This is a genomic window from Methylobacterium sp. E-065 (genome assembly GCF_022829605.1).
Classification (GTDB): domain Bacteria; phylum Pseudomonadota; class Alphaproteobacteria; order Rhizobiales; family Beijerinckiaceae; genus Methylobacterium.
This window is the reverse complement of the sequence record NZ_JAKSYD010000077.1, coordinates 83,731-107,941: the sequence shown is the minus strand read 5'-3', so window position 1 is coordinate 107,941 and position 24,211 is coordinate 83,731. Positions and strand designations below refer to the sequence as shown.

General features: G+C 69.5%; 23 protein-coding genes. 18 read left to right on the top strand and 5 right to left on the bottom strand.

Annotated elements, in window-relative coordinates; translation table 11 throughout:
* Nucleotides 1–40 precede the first annotated feature (40 nt).
* The 8 genes from MKK84_RS08255 (at nucleotide 41) to MKK84_RS08220 (ending at nucleotide 9,213) form a co-directional block, all read left to right on the top strand.
* Nucleotides 41–1,762, top strand: a complete 1,722-nt coding sequence (locus MKK84_RS08255) for an ArnT family glycosyltransferase (protein WP_243918589.1) — start codon at nucleotides 41–43, stop codon at nucleotides 1,760–1,762.
* Nucleotides 1,759–2,526, top strand: coding sequence for a glycosyltransferase (locus tag MKK84_RS08250; protein WP_313899323.1), 768 nt, complete (start codon nucleotides 1,759–1,761; stop codon nucleotides 2,524–2,526). The genes MKK84_RS08255 and MKK84_RS08250 overlap by 4 nt, the downstream gene beginning before the upstream one ends.
* Complete coding sequence (locus MKK84_RS08245) at nucleotides 2,520–2,852, top strand: lipid-A-disaccharide synthase N-terminal domain-containing protein (protein ID WP_243918587.1); 333 nt, start codon at nucleotides 2,520–2,522, stop codon at nucleotides 2,850–2,852. Before MKK84_RS08250 ends, MKK84_RS08245 begins: the two co-directional genes overlap by 7 nt.
* The gene (locus MKK84_RS08240) at nucleotides 2,849–3,451 is read left to right on the top strand and encodes a pyridoxamine 5'-phosphate oxidase family protein (RefSeq protein ID WP_243918585.1); all 603 of its coding nucleotides are present in this window, start codon (nucleotides 2,849–2,851) and stop codon (nucleotides 3,449–3,451) included. The genes MKK84_RS08245 and MKK84_RS08240 overlap by 4 nt, the downstream gene beginning before the upstream one ends.
* A gap of 448 nt (nucleotides 3,452–3,899) precedes the next feature.
* On the top strand, nucleotides 3,900–5,492 hold the full coding sequence (locus tag MKK84_RS08235) for a methyl-accepting chemotaxis protein (protein WP_243918583.1): 1,593 nt from the start codon (nucleotides 3,900–3,902) through the stop codon (nucleotides 5,490–5,492).
* Between the two features lie 108 nt (nucleotides 5,493–5,600).
* Nucleotides 5,601–6,497: an EamA family transporter RarD gene (gene rarD, locus MKK84_RS08230; RefSeq protein WP_243918581.1), complete on the top strand. Its 897-nt coding sequence runs from the start codon at nucleotides 5,601–5,603 to the stop codon at nucleotides 6,495–6,497.
* 50 nt (nucleotides 6,498–6,547) lie between these two features.
* Nucleotides 6,548–8,935, top strand: coding sequence for a response regulator (locus MKK84_RS08225; protein ID WP_243918579.1), 2,388 nt, complete (start codon nucleotides 6,548–6,550; stop codon nucleotides 8,933–8,935).
* A complete protein-coding gene (locus MKK84_RS08220) occupies nucleotides 8,932–9,213 on the top strand; it encodes a hypothetical protein (RefSeq protein ID WP_243918577.1) in 282 nt (93 codons plus the stop codon). Before MKK84_RS08225 ends, MKK84_RS08220 begins: the two co-directional genes overlap by 4 nt.
* A 269-nt stretch (nucleotides 9,214–9,482) precedes the next feature.
* Here MKK84_RS08220 and MKK84_RS08215 read toward each other — a convergent pair whose 3' ends face one another.
* Nucleotides 9,483–10,508 carry a P1 family peptidase gene (locus MKK84_RS08215; RefSeq protein WP_243918575.1) on the bottom strand — a complete coding sequence of 342 codons (1,026 nt, stop codon included), beginning with the start codon at nucleotides 10,506–10,508 and terminating at the stop codon, nucleotides 9,483–9,485.
* 110 nt (nucleotides 10,509–10,618) lie between these two features.
* Here MKK84_RS08215 and MKK84_RS08210 point away from each other — a divergent pair, with 110 nt between their 5' ends.
* Entirely contained in the window at nucleotides 10,619–11,485 is an 867-nt protein-coding gene (locus MKK84_RS08210) for an NAD(P)-dependent oxidoreductase (protein ID WP_243918574.1), read from the top strand.
* A 22-nt stretch (nucleotides 11,486–11,507) separates the two neighbouring features.
* On the opposite strand, the gene MKK84_RS08205 is transcribed toward MKK84_RS08210, so the two are convergent.
* Nucleotides 11,508–12,365 (bottom strand): S49 family peptidase, encoded by an 858-nt coding sequence (locus MKK84_RS08205; RefSeq protein WP_243918572.1) that lies wholly within the window; start codon nucleotides 12,363–12,365, stop codon nucleotides 11,508–11,510.
* Between the two features lie 215 nt (nucleotides 12,366–12,580).
* Between MKK84_RS08205 and MKK84_RS08200 the strand changes: the two genes are divergently transcribed.
* The 6 genes from MKK84_RS08200 to MKK84_RS08175 all read left to right on the top strand — a co-directional run bounded on the left by MKK84_RS08200 (nucleotide 12,581) and on the right by MKK84_RS08175 (nucleotide 18,116).
* Complete coding sequence (locus MKK84_RS08200) at nucleotides 12,581–12,901, top strand: hypothetical protein (protein ID WP_243918569.1); 321 nt, start codon at nucleotides 12,581–12,583, stop codon at nucleotides 12,899–12,901.
* Between the two features lie 304 nt (nucleotides 12,902–13,205).
* Nucleotides 13,206–15,938, top strand: a complete 2,733-nt coding sequence (gyrA, locus tag MKK84_RS08195) for a DNA gyrase subunit A (protein ID WP_243918567.1) — start codon at nucleotides 13,206–13,208, stop codon at nucleotides 15,936–15,938.
* A gap of 49 nt (nucleotides 15,939–15,987) precedes the next feature.
* Nucleotides 15,988–16,491: a pantetheine-phosphate adenylyltransferase gene (coaD, locus tag MKK84_RS08190; protein ID WP_243918566.1), complete on the top strand. Its 504-nt coding sequence runs from the start codon at nucleotides 15,988–15,990 to the stop codon at nucleotides 16,489–16,491.
* Nucleotides 16,492–16,523: 32 nt separating this feature from the next.
* Nucleotides 16,524–17,072 (top strand): peptidylprolyl isomerase, encoded by a 549-nt coding sequence (locus tag MKK84_RS08185; protein WP_243918564.1) that lies wholly within the window; start codon nucleotides 16,524–16,526, stop codon nucleotides 17,070–17,072.
* Nucleotides 17,073–17,079: 7 nt separating this feature from the next.
* Entirely contained in the window at nucleotides 17,080–17,577 is a 498-nt protein-coding gene (locus tag MKK84_RS08180) for a hypothetical protein (RefSeq protein WP_243918562.1), read from the top strand.
* Between the two features lie 77 nt (nucleotides 17,578–17,654).
* Nucleotides 17,655–18,116 (top strand): peptidylprolyl isomerase, encoded by a 462-nt coding sequence (locus MKK84_RS08175; RefSeq protein WP_243918560.1) that lies wholly within the window; start codon nucleotides 17,655–17,657, stop codon nucleotides 18,114–18,116.
* 162 nt (nucleotides 18,117–18,278) lie between these two features.
* On the opposite strand, the gene mobA is transcribed toward MKK84_RS08175, so the two are convergent.
* From mobA to MKK84_RS08160, 3 genes are all read right to left on the bottom strand, one after another.
* Entirely contained in the window at nucleotides 18,279–18,878 is a 600-nt protein-coding gene (gene mobA, locus MKK84_RS08170; RefSeq protein WP_313899322.1) for a molybdenum cofactor guanylyltransferase MobA, read from the bottom strand.
* Nucleotides 18,879–18,882: 4 nt separating this feature from the next.
* Entirely contained in the window at nucleotides 18,883–20,031 is a 1,149-nt protein-coding gene (gene apbC, locus MKK84_RS08165) for an iron-sulfur cluster carrier protein ApbC (protein ID WP_243918559.1), read from the bottom strand.
* Between the two features lie 176 nt (nucleotides 20,032–20,207).
* The gene (locus tag MKK84_RS08160; RefSeq protein WP_243918557.1) at nucleotides 20,208–20,495 is read right to left on the bottom strand and encodes a hypothetical protein; all 288 of its coding nucleotides are present in this window, start codon (nucleotides 20,493–20,495) and stop codon (nucleotides 20,208–20,210) included.
* Between the two features lie 144 nt (nucleotides 20,496–20,639).
* On the opposite strand from MKK84_RS08160, the gene MKK84_RS08155 reads away from it, so the two are divergent.
* The 3 genes from MKK84_RS08155 (at nucleotide 20,640) to MKK84_RS08145 (ending at nucleotide 24,125) form a co-directional block, all read left to right on the top strand.
* On the top strand, nucleotides 20,640–21,143 hold the full coding sequence (locus tag MKK84_RS08155) for a pyridoxamine 5'-phosphate oxidase family protein (protein WP_243918555.1): 504 nt from the start codon (nucleotides 20,640–20,642) through the stop codon (nucleotides 21,141–21,143).
* Between the two features lie 122 nt (nucleotides 21,144–21,265).
* Complete coding sequence (pncB, locus tag MKK84_RS08150) at nucleotides 21,266–22,558, top strand: nicotinate phosphoribosyltransferase (protein ID WP_243918553.1); 1,293 nt, start codon at nucleotides 21,266–21,268, stop codon at nucleotides 22,556–22,558.
* A 112-nt stretch (nucleotides 22,559–22,670) separates the two neighbouring features.
* On the top strand, nucleotides 22,671–24,125 hold the full coding sequence (locus MKK84_RS08145) for an MmgE/PrpD family protein (protein WP_243918551.1): 1,455 nt from the start codon (nucleotides 22,671–22,673) through the stop codon (nucleotides 24,123–24,125).
* Nucleotides 24,126–24,211: the final 86 nt, after the last annotated feature.

Below are 24,211 nucleotides of genomic sequence, written 5' to 3'. Positions count from 1 at the left end.
CATTTGACCTTCCCGCGCGATCCTGATTGACCGGCCCGGCATGACCACGAGCCTCTCCGCCGGCGGCACCACGCGCCTCGCACCCGCCGATCGGATCGGCCGCGGGCTCGACACGCTGAGCCTGACCCACGTCCGCGCCGTCGCCGCCCTGCTGGCGCTGTGCTGCATCCTGTTCCTGCCGGGCCAGATCGCGCTGCAGCCGATGGACCGGGACGAGCCGCGCTTCGCCCAGGCGTCGAAGCAGATGCTGGAGACCGGCGATCTTGTGAACATCCGCTTCCAGGGGCAGGCGCGCAACAAGAAGCCGGTGGGGATCTACTGGGCCCAGGCCGCCGCCGTAGCGGCCGGCGAGGCTCTCGGCGTGCCGGATGCCCGCACGCAGATCGCCCTCTACCGCATCCCTTCGCTGATCGGCGCCGCCGCCTCGGTGCTGCTCGCCTACTGGGCCGCGCTCGCCTTCCTGCCGCGCCGCGCCGCACTGCTCGCCGCCGCCCTCTACGGCGCCGGCCTGATGCTCAACGCCGAGGCGCATCTCGCCAAGACCGACGCGCTGCTCGCGGCCTGCGCCACGGCGAGCCTCGGCGCGCTGGCCCGGACGTGGCTGGCGGCGCGCGCGGGCCGGTCACCGTCCGGCCCGGTCTTTGCCGCCTTCTGGCTCGGGATGGCTTTGGGCATCCTGGTGAAGGGGCCGATGGTGCCGCTCTTCGTCGCCCTGCCGGCGCTCGGATTGTCGGTCGTGGCGCGTTCCGGGCGCTGGCTGCTGCCCCTGCGGCCGCTGCCGGGCCTCGTCCTGACGTTGGCCGTGGTCGCCCCCTGGTTCGCCGCCATCGCGTGGAAGAGCGGCAGCGCCTTCTACGCCGAGGCGATCGGGCACGACATGCTCGGCAAGGTCGGCGGCGCGGCTGAGCGGCACTGGGGACCGCCCGGGGCCTACACGCTCGCGTTCTTCGCGACCTTCTGGCCCGGTGCCGCCTTCGCCGCCATGAGCCTGCCCTTCGCGTGGCGGGCCCGGCGCGAGCCCGCCATCGCCTTCCCGATCGCCGCTGTGCTACCCGCGTGGTTGATCTTCGAGGCGGTGCCGACCAAACTGCCTCACTACGTCCTGCCGCTGATGCCGTGGCTGGCGATCCTCACCGTACTGGCCCTGTCCCGGGGGGGGCTGGATCCACGGTTGCGCGGCGCCCGCCTGACCGCGATGCTGGTGCCGGCGATCCCCGTGGCGCTGACCATCGGCCTGTGCATCGTCGGCTGGCGCCTCGACAGCCACACGATCCCCTGGCCGGCGCTGCCCCTGCTCGCCGCCGCCTGCGCGGTAGCGATGCTCGCGTGGTTGGCCTTCGCGCAGGGGTCCGCCGAGCGCGCCCTGGTGCTCGGGGTGCTCGCCTCGTGCCTCCTCGGTCCGGCGGTGCTGGGGGTGGCGCAGCGTTCGCTGCCGGCCCTCAAGGTCTCGCCGCGTCTCGCCGCCCTGCGCGACCGGATGCCCTGTGCCACTCCGCAGGTGGCCAGCCTCGGGTACCGGGAGCCGAGCCTCGTCTTCTTGATCGGCACCGGCCTCGCCCTGCCGCCGGACGGGTCGGCGGCACGGGAGTTCCTGGAGGCTGGCGGCTGCCGGCTGCTGTTCGTCGAGGCCCGGGACCGCGACGACTTCAACGCCGCCTGGCCGGTGGGCAGCGGGGCGCCCGCGCCGATGGCCGAGGTCGAGGGCTTCAACCTCAACACCGGCCGGCGGGTGTTCGTGACGGCCTACGGGGTGGCACCGTGAGCGAGCCCCTCCGTCTCAGCGTCGTCGTGCCGATGCGCAACGAGGCCGGCAACGTCGCGCCTCTGGTGGCCGAGATCGAGGCTGCCTGCGCGGGCCTCGCCTTCGAGCTGATCTGCGTCGATGACGGCTCCACCGACGCCACCCCGACGGCGCTGGCTGCGGCGCGGGTGGGGCGGCCCTGGTTCCGGGTGCTGCGCCATAGCCGGGGCGGCGGCCAGTCCGCTGCCGTACGCAGCGGTGTCCTGGCGGCGCGCGGCGAGACCGTCGCGACCCTCGACGGCGACGGCCAGAACGATCCGGCCTTCATCCCGATCCTGCTCGAAGCCCTCGATGCTGCCGGTGCCGGAACCGGGCTCGCCCAGGGCCAGCGACGCGGGCGCAAGGACGGGCCGTTCAAGATGCTCCAGTCGCGGATCGCCAACGGCGTGCGCGGGCGCATCCTCAAGGATTCCACCCGTGACACCGGCTGCGGCCTCAAGGTCTTTCGCCGCGCCGTCTATCTGCGACTGCCCTATTTCGACGCGCTGCACCGGTTCATGCCGGCGCTCGTTGCCCGGGAAGGCTTTGCCGTGGTCCACCGCGACGTGGTCGACCGGCCGCGGCTGACCGGCGTTTCGAATTACGGGCTGTTCGACCGCCTCTGGGTCGGGCTGCTCGATCTCGCGGGTGTCTGGTGGCTGATCCGGCGCAAGCACGCCGACCCGCACCCGGACGAAATCGCCGCGCCGGCCGGGACGCCGGCAGACCAGGACGTCGGATGCTGATCCAGCTCGCCCACGATCTGCCGGACTACTTCTACGACGTGTTCATCACCCGAATGGATTTCTGGCTGGTGTTCGGCATCGTCGCCCAAGTGGTGTTCGGCTCGCGCTTCATCCTGCAATGGATCGCCAGCGAGCGGGCAGGGCGGAGCGTGATGCCGCTGTCCTTCTGGTTCCTGTCGATCCTCGGCGGGCTGATGACCCTGGTCTACGGCTTCGTCCGGCGCGAACCGGTGATCATCATCGGCCAGAGCCTGTCCACCGGCATCTATCTGCGCAACCTCGCGCTGATCTTCCGCGAGCGGCAACGGAAACGAGGTGCGGCATGACCCGCCCGCCGCTGCCGGCCTTCTACGACGACCGCGATGCCAGCTTCGCCGAACTCTGGCGGCTCCTGGCCGAGGGCGCCGCTTTGGGGCGCAGCGGGTTCCACCTGCCGGCGCTGGCGACGCTCGGCACGGATCGCGCGCCGCGACTGCGCACCGTGGTGCTGCGCGAAGCCGATCCGGAGACCGGGACCCTCCGGTTCCATTGCGATCGCCGGTCCGACAAGGCAGCCGAGATCGCCGTGAACCCGGCCTGCGCGCTCATGGCGTATGATGCGGCGGCCAAGACCCAGATCCGCGTGGAGGGCCACGCCACCCTCCACACCGACGATGCCGTGGCGGAGGCGGCCTGGACAGGATCGCGAGCGATGAGCCGGGTCTGCTACGGGGCCGAGCCCGGCCCTGGGACCACGCTCCCGGCCGGGGACGCCTACACGATGCCGGACGAGACCGCCGCCGCTACGGTCGGCCGGCCGCATTTCGCCGCCGTGCTGCTCAGGGCCGAGCGGTTGGAGTTCCTTTATCTCGACCGCCGCGGCCATCGCCGGGCGGCGTGGAGCAGAGATGCGTCCGGCTGGTGCGGGACATGGCTCGCACCCTGACTGGACCACACGCTCCGGCAGATCGCGCGAAGCCCGCGCCCCGATCGTAGCCTCGTCCTACGGCAGCTGATGGGCGAGGGCATCGTCGCGTGGGGGAGCGCGATCCGTGGGTCGACCAGCGCGTCGGCAAAAGCACATCGTGCGATGGTCAGCTATGATGTTTCGCACGACTTTCGCGAGACAAGATCAGTGACTATAAATTGCATGAATTGATCTCTCTGCATCGCTGAATAGAGATCCTATCGAGGCTGTCCCGATTTCGATCTGATGCCCATCAATGGGCAGAATTGTTATCGACTTCTTTAGTGCGCGCGATATAAGCACAGACTTTCTCGGAGCTTTGGCCGTGAATCGTCTGTTCAGAAATTCCATATCACTGAAGATTGTATTCGCCTTCGCCTTCATCGCCGCGAATTCAGTCGGTTATCTGTATTATATTTCAAATCGGATGGTCGCTGCCGACGCGACCTACAGCACCTATCTCGGCCGCGATGCCACCGCCGCCACGATGGCGGCGCGCCTCGGCCGCACCGTTTATCAGATGAGCTACGTGGCCTTCCGCGCCCTCGGCGAGGCCGATCCAGACGAGTCCGACCGGATCGGCGCGGCCTTCGAGCTGCTTCCGGCTGAGGCCGGCAAGCTCATCGACGGCGTGCGCCGAAACGCCCCGGCGGCCTTTCACGACCGGACCGAACGGATCGCCGAGCTACTCGATACCTACGCCAAGTTCACCGGCGAAATGTGCGCCATGGTCAAGAAGGGCATGAGCGCCCAGGCGCTGACCCTCGCCCACAAGAAGGTGGATCCTCTGCAGACAACGCTGTTCACCGAACTCGACGCCTTCACGAACGATCTGGGTGCCGCGATCGAGACGGGCTCGGCGACGCTCAGCTCCGACATCCGATCGACCCTGCTCTGGGTGATCGGCCTATCGGCGGCCGGCATTGCGGTCAGCATTCTGATCGGCTTGATGGTGACGAATCTCGGCGTCACGCGCCCGCTCGGCCGACTGACGGTTGCCTTGCAGGCGATGTCGGAGGGGGAACTGACCACGGAGGTTCCGGAGGCTCGGCGCGGGGACGAGATTGGCGCCATCGGCAAGGCGGTGGAGGGGATCAAGACCCTGGTCTCCCGCAGGACGGCCGAGCAGGCGGAGACCAAGCGGGTGGCCGACGCGGCGGCGGCCGCCGATCGCAGCCGCACGCTGCTGACCTTCGCCGACGGCTTCGAGGCGACGGTCGGTCGGATCATCGGCCTGGTCTCAGCCTCGGTCGCCACCCTGCAGGCCACCGCCCGGACCATGACCGACACCGCCGCGCGGACCGCCGATCGCTCGACCCATGTGGCGGCCGCCGCCGAGGAGGCCGCCACCAACGTCACCACGGTGGCGAGCGCGGCCGAGGAGCTGGGCTCCTCGGTGCTGGAGATCGGGCGGCAGGTCAGCGGCTCCGCCACGCTCGCCCAGAATGCCGTCGCGGAGGCCGATCAGACCGCAGCCCTGGTGCAGGACCTCAGCGCCGCCGCCGGCAAGGTTGGCGCCGTGGTCGAGCTGATCGCCGCCATCGCGAGCCAGACCAACCTGCTGGCGCTCAACGCCACGATCGAGGCGGCCCGCGCCGGCGAGGCCGGCCGCGGCTTCGCCGTCGTGGCGGGCGAGCTCAAGGAACTCGCCGCCCAGGCGGCCCGGGCGACGGGAGCGATCTCGGAGCAGATCGGGCAGATCCAGGGGGCGACCGGCCAGGCGGTCTCGGTCATCGCCACGATCACGGCACGGATCCGCGAGATCGACACGGTGGCCACCTCGATCGCGGCCGCGGTCGAGCAGCAGGGGGCGGCCACGCAGGAGATCGTGCGCAACGTCACGCAGGCCGCCACCGGCGCCAGCGAAGTCACCAGCAACATGGCGGGCGTCGCGGAGGCCTCGGAGGCGACCGGTGCGGCGGCCCATCAGGTCCTCGCCGCCACGGCCGCGCTGGCGCGCCAGTCGGAGGATCTCGGCGGCGAGGTCCGGCGCTTCCTCGCCACGATCCGGGCGGCGTGACGCCATCTCCCTGATGGCAGCCCTGCATCCGTCCCACTGACGCCGTCACCCCACCCGGGTTAAAGCCCCGACTCCCGGCCGCCCGACCGGGTCGCCCGGGAGAACACCGTGGGCCTCGTCTACGCGCTCGCCGCCTATCTGAGCTGGGGCCTGGTGGTCCCGATCCATTTCCGGTTGCTCGGGGCCTACAGCCCGAACCACATTCTGGCCGAGCGCATCGTCTGGTCGAGCCTGTTCGCCGGCACCCTGGCCCTGATCCTGGCGGCGCGCCACCGCCTCGTCCTGCCGCTGCCCCTGCGCCCGCGCCACGCCCTGCTTCTGCTCTCGGCCGCGATGATCGGCGTGAACTGGCTGATCTACCTCTACGCCGTCAGCAGCGGTCATCTGCTCGACGCGAGCCTCGGCTACTACATCAACCCGCTGGTCAGCGTGGCGCTCGGGCGGGTGGTGCTTGGCGAGCGGCTTCGGCCGATGCAGGCGGCTTCCGTCGCGGTCGCGGCAGCCGGCGTCGGGGTCGCGGTGATCTGGGCCGGCGAGTTGCCGCTCATGTCCCTGTCGCTGGCGGTGTCCTTCGCGCTCTACGGGCTCGTCCGGAAGATCGTCGGGGTCGACGCGCTGGTCGGCTTCCTGGCCGAGACTCTGCTGCTCCTGCCGGCGGCGATCGTGTGGCTCGTCCTCACGCCCGAGCCGTTCCTGCCTGCGGAAACCGCAAGCCGCGCGCTCCTGATGCTGACCGGGCTCACGACGGCGCTGCCGCTGATCTGGTTCGCCGCCGCGGCGGTGCGGCTGCGCCTCACCACCCTCGGCCTGCTGCAATACGTCGCCCCGACCTGCCTGCTCGGCCTCAGCGTTTTGGCCTACGGCGAGCGCGTGGAGCCGCACCGCGCCCTGATGCTGGCCCTGATCTGGGTGGCGCTCGTCCTCTACACGATCGATGCCCTCCGGGGCCGGCGCAATCCGGTCTCCGCGCCGGTGCGGTCGGATCCAGACGCGATGCGTGTATAAGGCATACCGGTACGGGTCCTTCGGGGCCGATGAGGGATGATGCGCAGCCGATGAGCGACAGAGAGGGCGGCGCCGAGGCCGTCACGGATGCCGACTACCGGATCCTCGCCGAGACGCTGCCGCAGCTCGCCTGGATCGCCGAGGCCGACGGCACGATCATCTGGTACAATCAGCGCTGGTACGACTATACTGGCACCTCGCTCGAGGAGATGCGTGGCTGGGGCTGGAGCAAGGTCCATCATCCCGACCATGTCGCGGCGGTGACCGAGCGCTATCAGGCCGCCATCGCCCTCGGGACCTCCTGGGAGGACACGTTCCCGCTGCGCGGCCAGGACGGGGTCTACCGCTGGTTCCTATCGAAGGCCCGGCCGCATTGCGACGAAGCCGGGCGGGTCCTGCGCTGGTACGGGACCAACACCGACATCTCCGGCCGCCGCGCCATCGAGGAGCGCCTGCGCCACTCGGAGCAGCGCTTCCGCGCGCTGGTGGACGCCTCCGCGGCCGTGATCTGGAACACCAACGCCGCGGGCGAGCTGACCCCGCCGCAGGTCCGCTGGAGCATCTACACCGGGCAGACCGAGGAGGCCTACCAGGGCTGGGGCTGGCTCGATGCGGTCCATCCCGATGATCGCGGCCACGCCGCGGATGCCTGGGCGGCCTGCGTGGAGGCCCGCGCGACCTACGAGGTCGAGTACCGCCTGCGCCGGCACGACGGCGTCTGGCGGACCATGGAGGTGCGCGGCGTCCCGGTGCTGGCCGAAGACGGCTCCCTGCGGGAATGGGTCGGCACCTGCGTCGACGTCACCGAGCGCAAGGAGGCCGAGGAGGCGGTGGAGCGGGCGCGCCAAGCCGCCGAGGCCGCCAACCTCGCCAAGAGCCAGTTCATCGCCAACATGAGCCATGAACTGCGCACGCCGCTCTCGGCGGTGATCGGCTATTCCGAGATGCTCGGCGAGGAACTGGAGGATATCGGCCAGGCCGCCCTCCTGCCGGACCTGCGCAAGATCGAGGCGGCCGCCCGCCATCTCCTGTCGTTGATCAACGACGTTCTCGACATCTCGAAGATCGAAGCCGGCCGCATGACCGCCTCGGCCGAGACCTTCGCGGTCGCGGACCTGCTCCAGGACGTCGCCGATTCCACCGGCTCCCTGGTGGAGAAGAAGGGCAACCGCTTCGTTCTGGATGCGGGTGCGGGGGCTGGGGCCGAACTCGGCTCGATGCACCAGGACCAGACCAAGATCCGCCAGTGCCTGCTCAACCTGATCGGCAACGCCGCCAAGTTCACCGAGCAGGGGACCGTCACCCTGACGGTGCGCCGCCACCTTGAGGACGGAGCCGACTGGCTGTCCTTCGCGATCGCCGATACCGGCATCGGCATGAGCGAGGAGCAGATCGGGCGCCTGTTCGAGCGCTTCGTGCAGGCCGATGAATCGACCACCCGCCAGTTCGGCGGCACCGGCCTGGGGCTCAGCATCACCCGCGCCTTCTGCCGGACGATGGGCGGCGATATCGCCGTCACCAGCAACCCGGGCGCGGGCTCGACCTTCACGATCCGCCTGCCTGCGACGCTCGCCCCCGAGGACACGCCGCTCACCGAGGCCGAGGCTCACGCGGTCGAGCCGCACGAGCAGCACGAGACGGTCCTGCTGGTCGACGACGACCCGGCCGCCCGGGAACTCCTCCAGCGCTTCCTGGAGCGCGAGGGCTTCCATGTCCGCAGCGCCAACGATGGCCGCGCGGGCCTGACGCTGGCGCGGGCCCTGAAGCCGCGGGCGATCCTGCTCGATGTCGAGATGCCGCGCATGGACGGCTGGGCGGTTCTGCACGCGGTGCGCAACGACCCCGACCTCGCCGGGACGCCGGTCATCATGACCTCGGTGGTGGCCGAGCAGGGCCTCGGTCAGGCGCTCGGCGCCACCGACTACTTCGTCAAGCCGATCAACTGGGACCGGCTCAAGGGCCTGATGGAGCGCTACCGGCCCGCAGCGCCGGACGAGGCCCGCATCCTCGTGGTCGACGACGACGCGGATGCGCGCGAACGCCTGCGCCGGTCGCTCGGTCGCGAGGGCTGGACCGTCGACGAGGCGGAGAACGGCCGGATCGCCCTGGAGCGGGTCAGCCAGGCGCGGCCGAGCATGATCCTGCTCGACCTGATGATGCCCGAGATGGACGGGTTCGGATTCCTACGCGCCCTGCGCGCCCGGCCCGACGGTGACGTGCCGGTGGTGGTGCTGACCGCCAAGGAGATCACCCATGCCGAGAAGGAGAGCCTGACCCGGCAGGCCGACCGGGTGATCGCCAAGGGCTCGATGAGCCTCGCCGAGATCGGCCGGCAACTGCGGGTGCTCTACGCGCGTTCGGCGAACGAGCCGGTGCCGGGACAACTCCAGGGCCTGATCGCGCGGCTCGCCGAGCAGGAGACGGGGGACAGGCCATGAGCGACGAGGGTATCGATCCCGACAAGGCGGTGGCGATCCGCCTGCGGGCGCGGCTGGCGGTGGTGGAACGTGCGGCGTGGTTCGGCATGGTCCACGCCATGAAGACGCGGCCGGCCGAGACCGAGGCCTACATCGCCTCCGAGCGGGCGCGCTGCGCTGAGGGCTTTGGTGGCACCACCTGGGCCAAGGATCTCAGCGATGCCGAGCGACGGATGCTCGGCGCGGAGGTCGATGCTGGGTTGGCACAGCTGCTGGAGGATGCCCGCGGGGACGTGTGAGTTGCCCGGGCAGAAGACCGAATCTCCGGCCTAGCGTGAGGCGTCCAAGCAGGCACGAGGTGGGATCGAGGCCAGCCCGCACCCTTTTCCCGGACAGGTGGAGCGCCAGCGGAACCTGATCCGGGACCCAGCATAAAAAGTGCCGCGTTAGCAGCACAGGTTGATCAGACGGACGCTGCGCGATGTCTCGTGCTGGGTCCCGGGTCGCATTCCGCTGACGCTGCACGCGCCCGGGCGGAGTAGAACCAGGATCAATCCCTGTTCCCGATTCAACCGCCGAGAAACACCTCGCCCCAAGCCGGCGGCAATCCCGTCAACGATTGAGCCGGCGCCACAGCCTGCCCCGGCAAACGCCTAGCGGAAAACACCCCCCGCGCCACGGCCCGCGCCAGCACCCGCGCGGCGGCGTCGCCCAGACGCGCCATCGCCACCACCGGGTCGGCCAGCGGCACGGCACCGGTCGCCGCGGCAAACACCAGATCACCGTCCAGTGGCGTATGCGCCGGGACCAGGGCGCGGGCGAGGCCGTCCTGGGCCGCCACCGCGAGGCGTCGGCACTGCGCCTTGGTCAGCGCCGCGTCGGTCGCCACCACGGCGAGCGTCGTGGCCGCACCCGGCAGCGCCCGGGCCGGGAAGGCGAGAGCCTCGGCCGGAACCCGGGCCGGGGAGCCGAGGCCGCCGAACTCGGCCCCTTCCTCGAAGGGCGCGGCCCAGAAATGCGGCCCGTCGCCGATCGTCGCGTTGCCGAAGGCGTTCACCGCCACGAGCGCCCCGACCCGGAAGCCCGTGCCCGCCACCAGCGCGGAGGCCGAGCCGATCCCGCCCTTCAGGCGCCCGGTGCGCGCGCCGGTCCCGGCTCCCACCGAACCCTGATCGAAATCCTCGGCCGCCGCGGCGGCAGCCTGGAAGCCGAGTTCGCGATAGGGCGGGTAGCGGCCCCATTCCTTGTCGCCGCCGTTGAGCAGGTCGAACAAGATCGCCCCGGGCACGATCGGCACCCGCATCCCGCCGACCGGGAAGCCGCGCCCGGCCTCGGCGAGCCACGCCGTCACGCCCGCCGCCGCGTCGAGCCCGAAGGCCGAGCCTCCGGACAGGACCAGAGCGTCGATCCGCTCCACGGTGCGCTCGGGATCGAGCAGGTCGGTCTCGCGGGTCCCCGGCCCGCCGCCGCGCACATCCACGGAGGCGACGACGGGCGCGTCGAACAGGATCGCGGTGACGCCACTGGCAATCCGCGGGTCGCTGGCGTGTCCGACCCGCAGGCCGGGAATATCCGTGATGCGATTTTGCAGCATCGGCGGAGCTTGCCACGCCCCGCGTTCGGGGCAAATCCCAGCCTGTGCCGCGGACCGCCCGGCCGGTTTCCCCGGTTGGTCAGGCGGCAAAGGGAATCGAGGAGCAAGCCATGGACGTCGGATTCATCGGATTGGGGCGGATGGGCCGGGCCATGGCCGGCAGCCTCGCGCGGGCCGGCCACACGGTCCGGGCCTGGAACCGCACGCCGGCGGGCGCTCAAGGCATCGAGGGGGTGACGCCAGTCGGCAGCGCCGCGGAAGCCTTCGCGGGCGACGCCGTCATCACCATGCTGGCCGACGACGCGGCCCTCGAAGCCGTGATCGTGGCCGGCGGCTTGCTCGACAAGGCGGAGCGCCCGGGCCTTCATATCGGCATGAGCACGATCTCGGTGGCCCTGGCGAAGCAGCTCGCCGCCGTGCACGAACGGGCAGGCGTCCCCTACATCTCGGCCCCGGTCTTCGGCCGTCCGGACGTGGCCGAAGCCGGCAAGCTCAACATCGTGGCAGCCGGCACGGCAGAGCAGATCGACCGCGCCGCCCCGCTGCTCGACGCCATGGGCGCCAAGACCTGGCGGTTCGGCGAGGAGCCGGTGCGGGCGAACGCGGTCAAGCTCGCCGGCAACTTCATGCTGATCTCGGCGATCGAGGCCATGGCGGAGGGCTGCGCGCTCACCGAGGGCCATGGCGTGCCGGGCGCCGAGTTCCTCGACCTGATGACCAACACCCTGTTCGCCTCGCCGGTCTACAAGGGCTACGGCGCCTCGATTGCCCAGAACCGCTACGAGCCGCCGGGCTTCATCCTCAAGCTCGGCGCCAAGGACGTGCGGCTGGCCCTTCAGGCCGCCGAGGGCGCAGGCGTGCCGATGCCGTTCGCCAGCGTCCTGCGCGACGGCCTGATCGAGGCGATCAGCCACGGCGACGGCGACAAGGATCTTGCCGCGCTGGCCCGCGTCTCGGCCCGGCGCGCCAGGCGGTAGCGGCGTTCCGAAGGGCCCTGTCTCAGAGCCCGAACCGGGCGAAGGCCGCGCGCTCCTCGACGGCGGCCATCGCCCCCTCGGCGAGGGCGATCCCGCCCGGTGCGCCGCCCCGGCGCAGCAAGCGGGACAGGAACCCGCCCCGGGCCTCGGCAACCAGCCGGAGGTCCACCTTCTCGCCAAAACGGGTGCGCATCACCGTACGCACGTCGCCCAGCGCGTCGACGAGGCCGAGCGGCAGAGCCTGCCGGCCGGTCCAGACTGCCCCGGTGAACAGGTTTTCGCCCTTCGACAGGGTCGGGCGACGGGCCGTGACGAGGCCCGTGAACAGGTCCTGCACGTCGGCCTGGATCCGCTTCAGCCGCTCCACATCCGCAGGATCCTCGGGGCGGAACGGGTCCAGCATCGACTTGGCTTCGCCCTGGGTGTGGACCCGGCGCTCGACGCCGAGTTTCTCCAGAAGGTTGTGGAATCCGAACCCCGCCGAGACCACGCCGATCGAGCCCACGATCGAAGTCGGGTCGGCGATGATCTCATCGGCCGCGCAGGCGATCATGTAACCGCCAGACGCCGCGACATCCTCCACGAAGGCGATCACCGGCAGGCTCTTCTCCTCGGCCAGCGCGCGGATCCGGCGATGGATCAGGTGCGACTGTGCGGGGGATCCGCCGGGCGAGTTGATCACAAGCGCCACCGCCTTGACCTCGGGCATCCCGAACGCCCGCTCCAGGCTGCCGGCCACACCGCCGATCGAGAGACCCGGGCGGAGCGGCGAGACCGCCCCAATGGTTCCCGACAGCCGGACCACGGCGACCCGCGGGCGGCGGTCCCGGAAACGGCGCGGAAGGAAGGCGCGGACGGAATCGGACAACGCGAACGCCATGGGGATCTTGCGCGGCTCACTGGAGATTCGGGTCAGAACGGCCCGGACGGATCTACCGCAAACTGGGCCTTCCTTAACCCCAAGCAAGGGTGGTGCGTCTGCGCAGTCCCATGGACCGAACCGTTTGCCGACCTTGGCCGTTCCTGCCGTCGGTGCGGTTGTCGCGCCGGCCCGGATCCGCAGGCTCATCCGGGCGCCAACACGGGAGAGAGACGATGCGACCCTGGCCTATCCTGGTCCTCCTGGCCGCGCTGATCGGCGGCCTGGCAGGCGCGCCCGCCCGCGCGGCGCCCCTTCCGGTTCCGGCGACCGCCGAGGCTGCGGCGCCCGCCCCGGCGATCCAGCTCGCCCGCTGGCACTACCGGCGCCATCACTGGCGGCGCCACTGGCATCACCGCCGCCACCATTGGCACCGGCGTCACCACTGGCATCGGCACTACGGGCACCGTCGCCATTACGGGTACCGCCATCACGGCTACCGGCACCACGCTGTCCGGGGCCGCGCGCTGGGTCACCGCCACCTGACGTTCTACTAGAGTGCTCTCCGCCGAAGTGGACACCGGTTCGGCGTGAGAGAGCGCGCCAAAACAAGGGCTTAGAGCCGTGCTCGATGGCAACGCGATCGGGCACGGCTCTGAGCGAACCGGTCTGCGGCACGGCCCCGACCGGCCGGGCCGCAGCGTCCTGGGAACCCCCGCCTGCACGCTTGCGGGCGGTCTCGGAAAACCTTATTTAACCGTCTGATATCACTGCTCTTCCGAGAGGTCGTTCCGGCGCATCGCGCGCCACCCGGGAGCGGCCGAGAGCATCGCCCATCCGGGCTTCAGAACGGAAACCGACTTGGCCGAGAACGATCCGACTGGCGCAGCCCCGCCCGCCAGCGACATCCGCCCCGTCTCCATCACCGACGAGATGCGCCGCTCCTACCTCGATTACGCGATGAGCGTGATCGTGAGCCGGGCGCTTCCCGACGCGCGCGACGGCCTGAAGCCGGTGCACCGGCGCATCCTGTATTCCGCCTTCGAGTCGGGTCACCTACCCGAGCGGAAATACGTGAAGTCGGCGCGCATCGTCGGCGACGTGATCGGTCTCTACCATCCGCACGGCGACCAATCGATCTACGACGCCTTGGTTCGGATGGCGCAGGACTTCTCCATGCGCCTGATGCTCATCGACGGGCAGGGTAATTTCGGCTCGGTGGACGGCGATCCGCCGGCCGCCATGCGCTACACCGAATCACGGCTGGCCAAGCCCGCCACGGCGCTGCTCGCCGACATCGACAAGAACACCGTCGATTTCCAGCCGAACTACGATGAATCGCGCGAGGAGCCGAAGGTCCTTCCGGCCCGGTTCCCGAACCTCCTGGCCAACGGCGCCGGCGGCATCGCGGTCGGCATGGCGACCAACATCCCGCCGCACAATCTGGGCGAATTGATCGACGCCTGCGTGGCGCTGATCGACGATCCCGGGCTGACCATCGAGCAGCTCACCGAGATCGTCCCCGGACCGGACTTCCCGACCGGCGGCCGGATCCTCGGCCGCGCCGGCACCCGGCAGGCCTACGCCACCGGCCGTGGTTCGGTGATCATGCGCGCCAAGTCGCATGTCGAGGAGCTGCGCAAGGAGCGCGAGGCGCTGATCTTCACCGAGATCCCGTATCAGGTGAACAAGGCGACGTTGGTCGAGAAGATCGCCGAGCTGGTCAAGGAGAAGCGCGTCGAGGGCATCTCGGACCTGCGCGACGAATCCGACCGGACGGGCATGCGCATCGTCGTCGAGATCAAGCGCGACGCCATGGCCGACGTGGTGCTGAACCAGCTCTACCGGTTCACGCCGCTGCAATCCTCGTTCGGCTGCAACATGGTGGCGCTGAACGGCGGCCGCCCCGAATTGATGAACCTGAAGGACCTGCTCGAGGCCTTCGTGGACTTCCGCGAGGAGGTCGTCTCCCGCCGGACCAAGTTCCTCCTCGGCAAGGCCCGTGAGCGCGCCCACGTCTTGTGTGGCCTCGCCATCGCGGTCGCCAACATCGACGAGGTGATCCGCCTGATCCGGACATCGCCGGACCCGAACTCGGCCCGCGAGGCCCTGATGGGCCGCGACTGGCCGGCCCACGACATCGCGCCGCTGATCGCTCTGGTCGATGACCCGCGCCACCGGGTCGCCGAGGACGGGACCTACCGCCTGTCCGAGACCCAGGCCCGCGCCATCCTCGACCTGCGCCTGCAGCGCCTCACGGCGCTGGGCCGCGACGAGGTCGGCGACGAGTTGAAGACGCTCGCCGACGAGATCGCCGACTATCTCGACATCCTGCGCTCGCGGGTGCGCATCCAGACCATCGTGAAGCAGGAGCTGATCGAGGTCCGCGAGCAATTCGCCACCCCGCGCCGGACCGAGATCGTCGACTTCGACGGCAGCGTCGAGGACGAGGATCTGATTGCCCGCGAGGACATGGTGGTGACCGTGTCGCACGCCGGCTACGTCAAGCGCGTGCCGCTCTCGACCTACCGGGCCCAGCGCCGCGGCGGCAAGGGCCGCTCTGGCATGGCGACCCGCGACGAGGATTTCGTCACCCGGTTGTTCGTGGCCAACACCCACACGCCGGTGCTGTTCTTCTCGAGCCAGGGCCAGGCCTACAAGGAGAAGGTCTGGCGCCTGCCGATGGCCGCCCCGAACGCCCGCGGCAAGGCGCTGGTCAACATCCTGCAATTGCAGGACACTTCTGAGCGCATCACCACGATCATGCCGCTGCCGGAGGACGAAGCCTCCTGGGAGACGCTCGACGTGATGTTCGCGACCGCGAGCGGCAATGTCCGGCGCAACAAGCTGTCGGACTTCACTACGGTGAACCGCAACGGCAAGATCGCCATGAAGCTCGATCCAGGCGACCACATCGTCCATGTCGAGATCTGCCGGCCGGACCAGAACGTGCTGCTCACCACCGCCAAGGGCCAGTGCATCCGCTTCCCCGTGGAGGATGTGCGCGTGTTCAAGGGCCGCGATTCGACCGGCGTGCGCGGCATCCTCCTCGCCCCGGACGATCGCGTCATCTCGATGACGATCCTGAACGCCTTCGACGCCACGGCGGAGGAGCGGACCGGCTACCTGAAGATGCGCCGGGCCGTCACCGGCGACACGGAGGACGGCGCTGAGATCGAGGCCGAGGACGGTGCCGAGGCCGCCGCGATCTCACCGGAGCGTTACGCCGAGATGGGGGGCGCCGAGCAATACGTGCTCACCCTGTCGGAGCGGGGCTTCGGCAAGCGCTCGTCGTCGTTCGAGTACCGGACCTCGGGCCGCGGCGGCAAAGGCATCACCGCGATGCGGGTCAACGAGCGCAACGGCAACCTCATCGGCTCCTTCCCGGTGGAGGCCTCGGACCAGATCATGCTGGTCACCGATGGCGGCCAGCTGATCCGCGTGCCGGTGGACGACATCCGCATCGTCGGCCGCGCCTCGCAGGGCGTGACGGTGTTCAACACCGCCAAGGATGAGAAGGTCGTCTCGGTGGAGCATATCGAGGGCGAGGACGAGGACGCCGAAGCCGGCATCGAGGGCGGCGAGGAGGCGTAAGGCGCCGCCCGGTTCCGTCCGGGGCGAAAATGCTCTAGGTCGGGTCGCGATGATCCGCACTGCCCTCTACGCCGGCTCGTTCGATCCGGTCACGAACGGCCATCTCGACGTGGTCCGCCAAGCCTGCCGGCTGGTGGACCGCCTCGTGATCGCCATCGGCGTGCATCCCGGGAAGGCGCCGCTCTTCTCCGCCGAGGAGCGGGCGGCGCTCCTCACCGAGACCTGCGGGCCGGTGGCTCAGGCCGAGGGCGCGACGCTGGAGATCGTCACCTTCAACGATCTTGCGGTTTCGGCCGCCCGGCGTTGCGGCGCCGCGATCTTCATCCGCGGCCTGCGGGACGGCACCGATCTCGATTACGAGATGCAGCTCGCCGGCATGAACGGCGCCATGGCGCCGGAGGTGCAGACCGTGTTCCTGCCCGCCTCGATTCAGGCGCGTCCGATCACCGCGACGCTGGTGCGCCAGATCGCGGGCATGGGTGGGGATGTCGCGCCCTTCGTGCCCGCGCCCGTGGCGGAGCGCCTCCGGCAGCGCTTCGCGGCCCGTTCCTGAGATTCGCAATTCCTCAACCCGGAAGGACTCCGATGAACCGACGCCACGCACTCCTCGCGCTCGCCCTCACGCTCGGTACCGCAAACGCGGCCTGGGCCGCGGATGCCAACACGGTCTATCTCCAGACCAAGGACGGCCGCATCACCATCGAGCTGCGTCCGGATCTGGCACCCAAGCACGTCAAGCAGATCAAGACACTCGTGGGGCAGGGCTTCTACAACGGCCTGAAGTTCCACCGGGTCATCGATGGCTTCATGGCCCAGACCGGCGACCCGAAGGGCAACGGCACCGGCGGCTCCAGCCTGCCCAACATCCCGGCGGAGTTCTCGCAATCGGCACAGTTCCGCCGGGGCACGGTGGGCATGGCCCGCTCGCAGGATCCGAACTCGGCCAATTCGCAGTTCTTCATCTGCCTCGCTGACGCGCCGAACCTGAACGGCCAGTACACGATCGTCGGCAATGTCACCGACGGACTGGACGTGCTCGACAAGATCAAGCGCGCATCCCCCGGCTCGCCCGGCGGCACCGTGCAGGATCCCGACAAGATCGTCAGCATGACACTCGCCGAGAAGGCGAAGTAGCGGCCGCATGCCGGGCTGGCGCGCCGCCGCAATCCTCCTGCTGAGCTTGGGTCCGGCAGCCGCCGCGACCTATGAGGGCAGCCCCTTCTACGGCTATGCCTTCGAGCCCGGCGGCGGCTATCCCTTGAGCCTACCGCAGACGCTGCGGGCCACGATCGTGGTGCCGGTCTCGCGAATGGCGACGAAGCCCGCCAATACTTTGGCGGAGCTGTACCCGGCGCTCGCCGCCTGCTGGCAGGTGCCGGCGGAACTCGGGGCGCCGAACGCGGGAGCGGACGACATCGAGATCACCCTGCGGCTGTCGCTGCGCCGCGACGGCAGCCTGATCGGGCCGCCGCGCGTGACTTACGCGGCGGGGGTCTCGGGCTCGCAGCGGACAACCCTGGTGCGCGGAACCCTCGACGCCCTGGCGCGCTGCACCCCCGCCCACATCACGGCCGGCCTCGGCAGCGCCATTGCAGGCCGCCCGGTGGCGCTCCGCTTCGTCTACCGCCCGCCGGCCTGAACGCCGGCAATACCATCACGGGCGCTGGCCGGATCCGGCATGCGCCGATACAATTCCCCCAACCGGAAGGATGAACCATGGCCGACAACGAAACCATCGTGCTTGAGACCACCAAGGGTCGCGTCGTGATCGCGCTGCGTCCCGACCTCGCCCCGGGCCACGTCGAGCGCATCAAGACGCTGGCGGGGCAGGGCTTCTACGACGGCGTGCCGTTCCATCGGGTGATCGACGGCTTCATGGCCCAGACCGGTGACCCGACCGGCACCGGCTCGGGCGGTTCGGACCTGCCGGACCTGAAGGCCGAGTTCAACGCCGAGCCGCACACGCGCGGCACCTGCTCCATGGCGCGGACCAACTTCCCGCACTCGGCGAACTCGCAGTTCTTCATCTGCTTCGACGACGCCCGCTTCCTCGACAAGCAATACACCGTGTGGGGCAAGGTCGTGGAAGGCATGGACGTGGTCGACACGATCAACAAGGGCGAGCCGCCGCGCTCGCCGGACAAGATCGTGAAGGCGACCGTCGGCGAAGCGGCCTGAGGCCTGATTGAAACTTCGCGTGCCTCAGAGCGTTTTCGGTTGAGGTCACCGCGGCTCCGCCGACTTTGCGAGCGGAGCGAAGCAATTTAGCCAGCGCGACGATTTCCGATGTCGCGCTGGACTGCATCACTTCGCTTCGCTCGTGATGACGGCGGACCCGTTTCAGCCTAAGTCGAGCACTTCGGCTGCCACCAGATCTGCCGGCGTGTTGACGTTGAGAAACGGATCCACCGGCGCGACCGGCCAGCATGCCACCGCCGCCCCGTGAAGCGCGATGAAGGCGCCGACCCGCCGCTCTCCGCGTTCAAGATAACCCCTGAGTGCACTGCGCAGGGCCGTTGGCCAAAGCGCGATCGTGTAGTGCTGGCGCTCGCCGGAGGCTGCGAGCGCGATGCCGGTCTCGGAGGTAGCCGCACGTAGACGTGCCACCAGATCCTCCGGCAGGAACGGCGCATCGCCCGAAACGCTGACAACCTGCGCGATGCCTTGCGCGGCAGCGTGCTCCAGCCCGGCGAGGATGCCCGCCAGCGGCCCCAGCCGATCCGGCAGCGGGTCCGGCAGGATCGGCCCTGGAAACCCAGCAAACCGCGCCGGATCGCCGTTGGCGCTGAGCGCCAGCCCCGCCCCACATTGTGGCCCGAGGCGTTCGACGACCCGTTGCAACAGGGTCCGGTCGCCGAGCCGCATCAGCGGCTTGTCACCGCCGCCCATCCGTCGCGCCTGCCCGCCGGCCAGGATCAGGCCGAGGACGGGCGGCGCCACGGGCTTACTCGAACACGATCTTGGGCGCCGTCCGCCCGGCCGGCGCGCTGGACAGGTTCGACCAGAGCTGGGCGGCGATGTCCCGATAGACCTTGGCGTGCGGCCCCTCGGGATCCGTCGCCACCACGGGCTGACCGGAATCCGACGTCTCGCGGATGGTCATGTCGAGCGGCACCTCGCCGAGGAACGGCACACCGAGGCGCTGCGCCTCGATCCGCGCGCCGCCATGCCCGAAGATGTGCGAGGCGTGGCCGCAATTCGGGCAGACGAAGGTCGCCATGTTCTCGATCACGCCGAGGATCGGCACCGCGACCTTCTTGAACATGGTCACGCCGCGGCGCGCATCGATCAGCGCAAGATCCTGTGGCGTCGAGACGATCACCGCGCCCGAGAGCGGCGTCGCCTGCGCCATGGTGAGCTGCGCGTCGCCGGTGCCGGGGGGCATGTCGACGAGCAGCACGTCGAGTTCGCCCCAGAGGACGTCGCGCAACATCTGGGTGATGGCGGACTGCACCATGGGCCCGCGCCAGATCATGGCGGTCTCGGGCTCGATCAGGAAGCCGATCGACATGACCTTGAGGCCGTAGCCGACCATCGGCTCCATGGCCTTGTTGTCGACGACGGTGGGCTTGCCCGACAGGCCGAACAGTTTTGGCACCGACGGGCCGTAGATGTCGGCATCGAGCAGCCCGACCTTCAGTCCCTGGGCCTGAAGGGCGAGCGCAAGGTTGCACGCGGTGGTGGACTTGCCGACACCGCCCTTGCCGGAGGCGACCGCCACGATGTGGCGCACGCCCGCGATCTGCGGGCCCTGGTTCGGCGGCGCGCCGGGCCGCGGTGGCGCCACCGGCGGCGGCGTCACGGGGCGCGGAGCGGCGCTGCTCTGAGCCGGATGGCTCTGGCTCCGCTCCGACGTGAGGCTCGCGAACACGCCCGAGACGCCCGGCATTTGCAGGACCCGGCCCTCCGCTTTCTGCCGCACCGGCTCGAAACGCTCGGCCTCGCTGGGATCGACCAGGATCGAGAACATCACGCGGCTGTTCGGATCGACCACCACCTGGGAGAGCCGCCCCGAGCCGGGCAGGGTGGTGCCGGCAGCATCGACGGTGACGTCGGCAAGCGCCTTCAGCACGTCGTCGCGGGTGATCGCCAAAATCGTTCTCCACCGGGGCAAATCAGGTATGCCAGAGCATGTAACCCAGCGCGCTCAGAACACCAGACCCCGGATCTGCGATTGCCAGCCCCGCGGGAAGCCTGCGTCCCTGTGCCGGTCCTGACCGCTTGAGCAACCGCGAACAGCCGCGGCATCGAGACCGGCCGTATCGCCTCCTATCGCGGCCGCGCGATCAGATTGCATTCCTCCATCGGCCCGCGCACCACGGTCCCGTCGCCGCGCCGGTAGACGCCGTCGCGGACGTGTCGGCAGCCGAGGAGGCCGCGCAGCCGCTTCACGCGCTCGATATGGACGCTGCCGGCGCGCCGGTTGGAAAAATCGTGCCCGCCGATGCGTACGCCCGGGCCGAACCGCACTTCGGCCGCGGCCGGCAGGACTGAAGGTGCCAGTGCGCCGAGGGCCAGCAGCACGGCGGCCGGCCGCCTCGCCCATGACTGCGTCATCCGAACCTCCGCCTCCGCACGCGCAAGCTGAACCAACGGCAGATTGATCCGTTGTCGGGTCACCCTTCCGGCGGGGACCCCTCCGGCGCGCCTCCGCGCGCCTCTGGAATCACCGCCCGAACCGACGATCAGGAGACCAAGTTCATGCATCAGGGCAACCACCGCGACCACGAGGGCGCGAAGAAGCTGTTCGAACTCATCAAGGACGTGAAGATCGCCATGATGACGACCGTCGATTCCGACGGTACGCTCAACAGCCGCCCGATGTGGAACAACGACGTCGATGAGAACGGCGACCTGTGGTTCTTCACCAAGCTGCACTCGCCCAAGACGGCCGAGATCAGCAAGGACAACCAGATCAACCTCGCCTATTCCGACCCGTCGAGCCAGAACTACGTCTCGGTGGCCGGCAAGGCCGAGATCGTCCGCGACCAGTCGATCATCGACGCGAAGTGGAATGAGAGCCTTAAGACCTGGTTCCCCAACGGCAAGGACGATCCCGAGGTCGCGCTGATCCGCGTCCACCCGGAGAAGGGCGAGTACTGGGACAGCCCGAACAGCACGATGCTGCACCTCTACGGCTACGTGAAGGCCTCGCTCACCGGCGAGAGCCCGAAGACCGAGACCAAGAAGGTCGATCTGGCCTGACTCTTCGGTTTCGGAACGCTGTACGTCCGCGGGCGGTCTCCATCGGGAGCCGCCCGTCTTCTTGACGGGGCCGGGCCCGGCATGCGCTCTGCGTCGGCGAAGCGCAGCAGAGTCCCGGAAGAATGCTCGATCTGGCGAAGCGGGTTTACGATCACAGCTTCCGCATCGACCCGGTCGAGCGGTCGCTGCTCGACACGGATTTCTACAAGCTGCTGATGGCGCAATCGATCCTGCGCCGGCATCCGGACATCCGCGCCACCTTCGGCATCGCCAACCGGACGCACCGGATCCGCATCGCCGACGAGGTCGATGCCGGGCTGCTGCGCGAGCAGCTCGACCACGCCCGGACGCTGCGCCTCAGCAAGGGCGAGGTCACGTGGCTGCGCGGCAACGTCTTCCGCGGCCAGGGGCGCATCCTCGGGCCGGAATTCGTCGATTGGCTGGAGAACTTCCGGCTCCCCGAGTACGAACTCGCCGTCCACGACGGCCAGTACGAGCTGACCTTCCACGGCCCCTGGGTCGAGACCACGATGTGGGAGGTCCCGGCCCTCGCGATCCTCAACGAATTGCGGGCGCGGGCCGTGCTGCGGGACATGGGCAAGCTCGAGCTTCAGGTACTCTATGCCCGGGCGATGACCCGGGTCTGGGAGAAGATCGAGCGGCTGCAGAAGCTGCCGGACCTGTCGGTGGCGGATTTCGGCACCCGGCGGCGGCACGGCTTCCTGTGGCAGGACTGGTGCGTGCAGGCGATGGCCGAGGGCCTGGGCGGCGCGTTCCTCGGCACCTCGAATTGCCTGATCGCCGCCCGGCAGGAGGTCGAGCCTGTGGGCACGAACGCCCACGAGTTGCCGATGGTCTACGCGGCGCTCGCGGAGGACGACGCGGCGCTCGCCGCCGCGCCCTATCGCGTGCTCGCCGACTGGCAGGAGGATTACCAGGGCAACCTCCTGGTCGTCCTGCCCGACGCCTACGGCACGACGGGCTTCCTGGCCAACGCCCCCGACTGGGTCAGCGACTGGACTGGGATCCGCATCGATTCCAAGGACCCGATCGAGGGCGGCGAGGAGGCGATCCGGTTCTGGCAGGCGCGCGGACGCGACCCGCGCGAAAAACTCGCGATCTTCTCCGACGGGCTCGATATCGACGAGATCGAACGCATCCACACCCGGTTCCACGGGCGGATGCGCATCGGCTACGGCTGGGGCACGCTGCTCACCAACGACTTTCGCGGGCTGCTGCCGGACGGCAAGCTCGATCCGGTCTCGATCGTCTGCAAGGTCACGGACGCCAATGGCCGGCCGACCGTGAAGCTGTCTGACAATCCCACCAAGGCGCAGGGGCCGGCCGAGGAAGTCGCCCGCTACAGACGCGTGTTCGGCGTCGGCGATCAGGAGGCGCTGCCGGTTGTGGTGTGAACAGGTGTCAGACCCGGCAGGGTGAAACACGGAGGCTGACGGGCCCCGACTGAATTCATTATCATGTCGTCCAACCGGAGCCGCCACGGGCGGCCCTGTCTGGGAGAACGCCATGTCGATGAATCGCCGTTCGCTGATCGGGGCCGCCGGGCTCGCCCTCACGACGCCAGCTTTGCCCGGCGCCCAAGCTGCCGAGGCGGTGAAACCCGCCGCCAAGTCCGCGCCGCCGCACGTCACCAAAATTCTGGCGCAGTGGATCCTGTCCTCCTCCTACGACACGCTGCCGGAACCCGTCCGCCGCGAGGGCGTGCGCAGCTTCCTCAACTGGGTTGGCGTGGCGATCGGCGGCTCGCACCACGAGACCGTGGATGTCGCAGTGTCGGCGCTGCAGCCCTTCTCGGGGCCGCCGCAGGCCGGGTTGTTCGGCCGGACCGAGCGGTTCGACATCATGAACGCCGCCTTCCTCAACGGCGTGGCGAGCCACATCTTCGACTTCGACGACACCCATCTGAAGACGATCATCCACCCGGCCGGACCAGTCGCCTCGGCGATCCTGGCCTACGCGTCGATGAAGCCGGTCTCCGGCAAGGACTTCCTCGACGCCCTCGTGGTGGGGATTGAGGCCGAATGCCGGATCGGCAACGCCGTCTATCCGAACCACTACGATGCCGGCTGGCACATCACCGGCACCGCGGGCGTGTTCGGATCGGCCGCCGCCGCCGGCAAGCTGATGGGGCTGACCGAACAGCAGATGGTCTACGCGCTGGGGCTCGCCGCCTCGCAGCCGGTGGGCCTGCGCGAGTCGTTCGGCTCCATGAACAAGAGCTTCAATCCCGGCCGCGCGGCCTCGAACGGCCTGTTCGCGGCGATCCTGGCCGCCAAGGGCTTCACCTCGTCGGACGGGATGATCGAGGCCAAGCGCGGCTGGGCCAACACGATCTCCACCAAGCAGGACTGGTCCGAGATCACCGATGGGCTCGGCACCCGCTACGAGGCGCAGCTCAACACCTACAAGCCCTTCGCCTGCGGCATCGTCATGCATCCGACGATCGACGCTGCGATCCAGATCCGCGATGAGGATCACGTCAAGCCGGAGGACATCAAGCGCGTCGACCTCAAGGTCCACCCGCTGGTGCTGGAACTGACCGGCAAGACCGCGCCGAAGACCGGACTGGAAGGCAAGTTCAGCATCTACCACGCCGCCGCGGTCGCGTTCGTGGAGGGCGCGGGCGGCGAGAAGCAGTTCAGCGACCGTGCCGTGAACGATCCGCGGGTGGTGGCGCTCCGCCAGAAAATCATGCCGGTGGTCACCCCCGGCATCGACGCCGCGCAGGTCGACATGACCGTGACGCTGAACGACGGACGGACTTTCCACCGCTTCATCGAACACGCGATCGGCAGCGTGGAGAAGCCGATGTCGGACGCGCAGTTGGAGGCGAAGTTCACGGATCTCGCGGCGGGCGTGCTGCCGGACGCGCAGGCCAAGCGGGTGATGCAGCTGTGCTGGTCGCTGCCGGAGCTGAAGGATGCGGGTGAGGTGATGCGGGCCGGCGTGCAGGGGGCGTGATCCCTGCACGCCGTGCGGGATCGTTTTCCCGTCCCATGCCGTTCCCCGAGCGCGCGGCCTCGTCCGACCCCGGCGGGCGCCCGCCT

Bases quoted from the DNA above. Each gene is read 5' to 3' on its own strand.
- MKK84_RS08255 (WP_243918589.1), top strand. From the start codon at position 41: ATGACCACGAGCCTCTCCGCCGGCGGCACCACGCGCCTCGCACCCGCC.
- MKK84_RS08245 (WP_243918587.1), top strand. From the start codon at position 2,520: ATGCTGATCCAGCTCGCCCACGATCTGCCGGACTACTTCTACGACGTG.
- MKK84_RS08240 (WP_243918585.1), top strand. From the start codon at position 2,849: ATGACCCGCCCGCCGCTGCCGGCCTTCTACGACGACCGCGATGCCAGC.
- MKK84_RS08235 (WP_243918583.1), top strand. From the start codon at position 3,900: ATGGTCGCTGCCGACGCGACCTACAGCACCTATCTCGGCCGCGATGCC.
- MKK84_RS08225 (WP_243918579.1), top strand. From the start codon at position 6,548: ATGAGCGACAGAGAGGGCGGCGCCGAGGCCGTCACGGATGCCGACTAC.
- MKK84_RS08220 (WP_243918577.1), top strand. From the start codon at position 8,932: ATGAGCGACGAGGGTATCGATCCCGACAAGGCGGTGGCGATCCGCCTG.
- MKK84_RS08215 (WP_243918575.1), bottom strand. From the start codon at position 10,508: ATGCTGCAAAATCGCATCACGGATATTCCCGGCCTGCGGGTCGGACAC.
- MKK84_RS08210 (WP_243918574.1), top strand. From the start codon at position 10,619: ATGGACGTCGGATTCATCGGATTGGGGCGGATGGGCCGGGCCATGGCC.
- MKK84_RS08205 (WP_243918572.1), bottom strand. From the start codon at position 12,365: ATGGCGTTCGCGTTGTCCGATTCCGTCCGCGCCTTCCTTCCGCGCCGT.
- MKK84_RS08200 (WP_243918569.1), top strand. From the start codon at position 12,581: ATGCGACCCTGGCCTATCCTGGTCCTCCTGGCCGCGCTGATCGGCGGC.
- coaD (WP_243918566.1), top strand. From the start codon at position 15,988: ATGATCCGCACTGCCCTCTACGCCGGCTCGTTCGATCCGGTCACGAAC.
- MKK84_RS08185 (WP_243918564.1), top strand. From the start codon at position 16,524: ATGAACCGACGCCACGCACTCCTCGCGCTCGCCCTCACGCTCGGTACC.
- MKK84_RS08180 (WP_243918562.1), top strand. From the start codon at position 17,080: ATGCCGGGCTGGCGCGCCGCCGCAATCCTCCTGCTGAGCTTGGGTCCG.
- MKK84_RS08175 (WP_243918560.1), top strand. From the start codon at position 17,655: ATGGCCGACAACGAAACCATCGTGCTTGAGACCACCAAGGGTCGCGTC.
- MKK84_RS08160 (WP_243918557.1), bottom strand. From the start codon at position 20,495: ATGACGCAGTCATGGGCGAGGCGGCCGGCCGCCGTGCTGCTGGCCCTC.
- MKK84_RS08155 (WP_243918555.1), top strand. From the start codon at position 20,640: ATGCATCAGGGCAACCACCGCGACCACGAGGGCGCGAAGAAGCTGTTC.
- pncB (WP_243918553.1), top strand. From the start codon at position 21,266: ATGCTCGATCTGGCGAAGCGGGTTTACGATCACAGCTTCCGCATCGAC.
- MKK84_RS08145 (WP_243918551.1), top strand. From the start codon at position 22,671: ATGTCGATGAATCGCCGTTCGCTGATCGGGGCCGCCGGGCTCGCCCTC.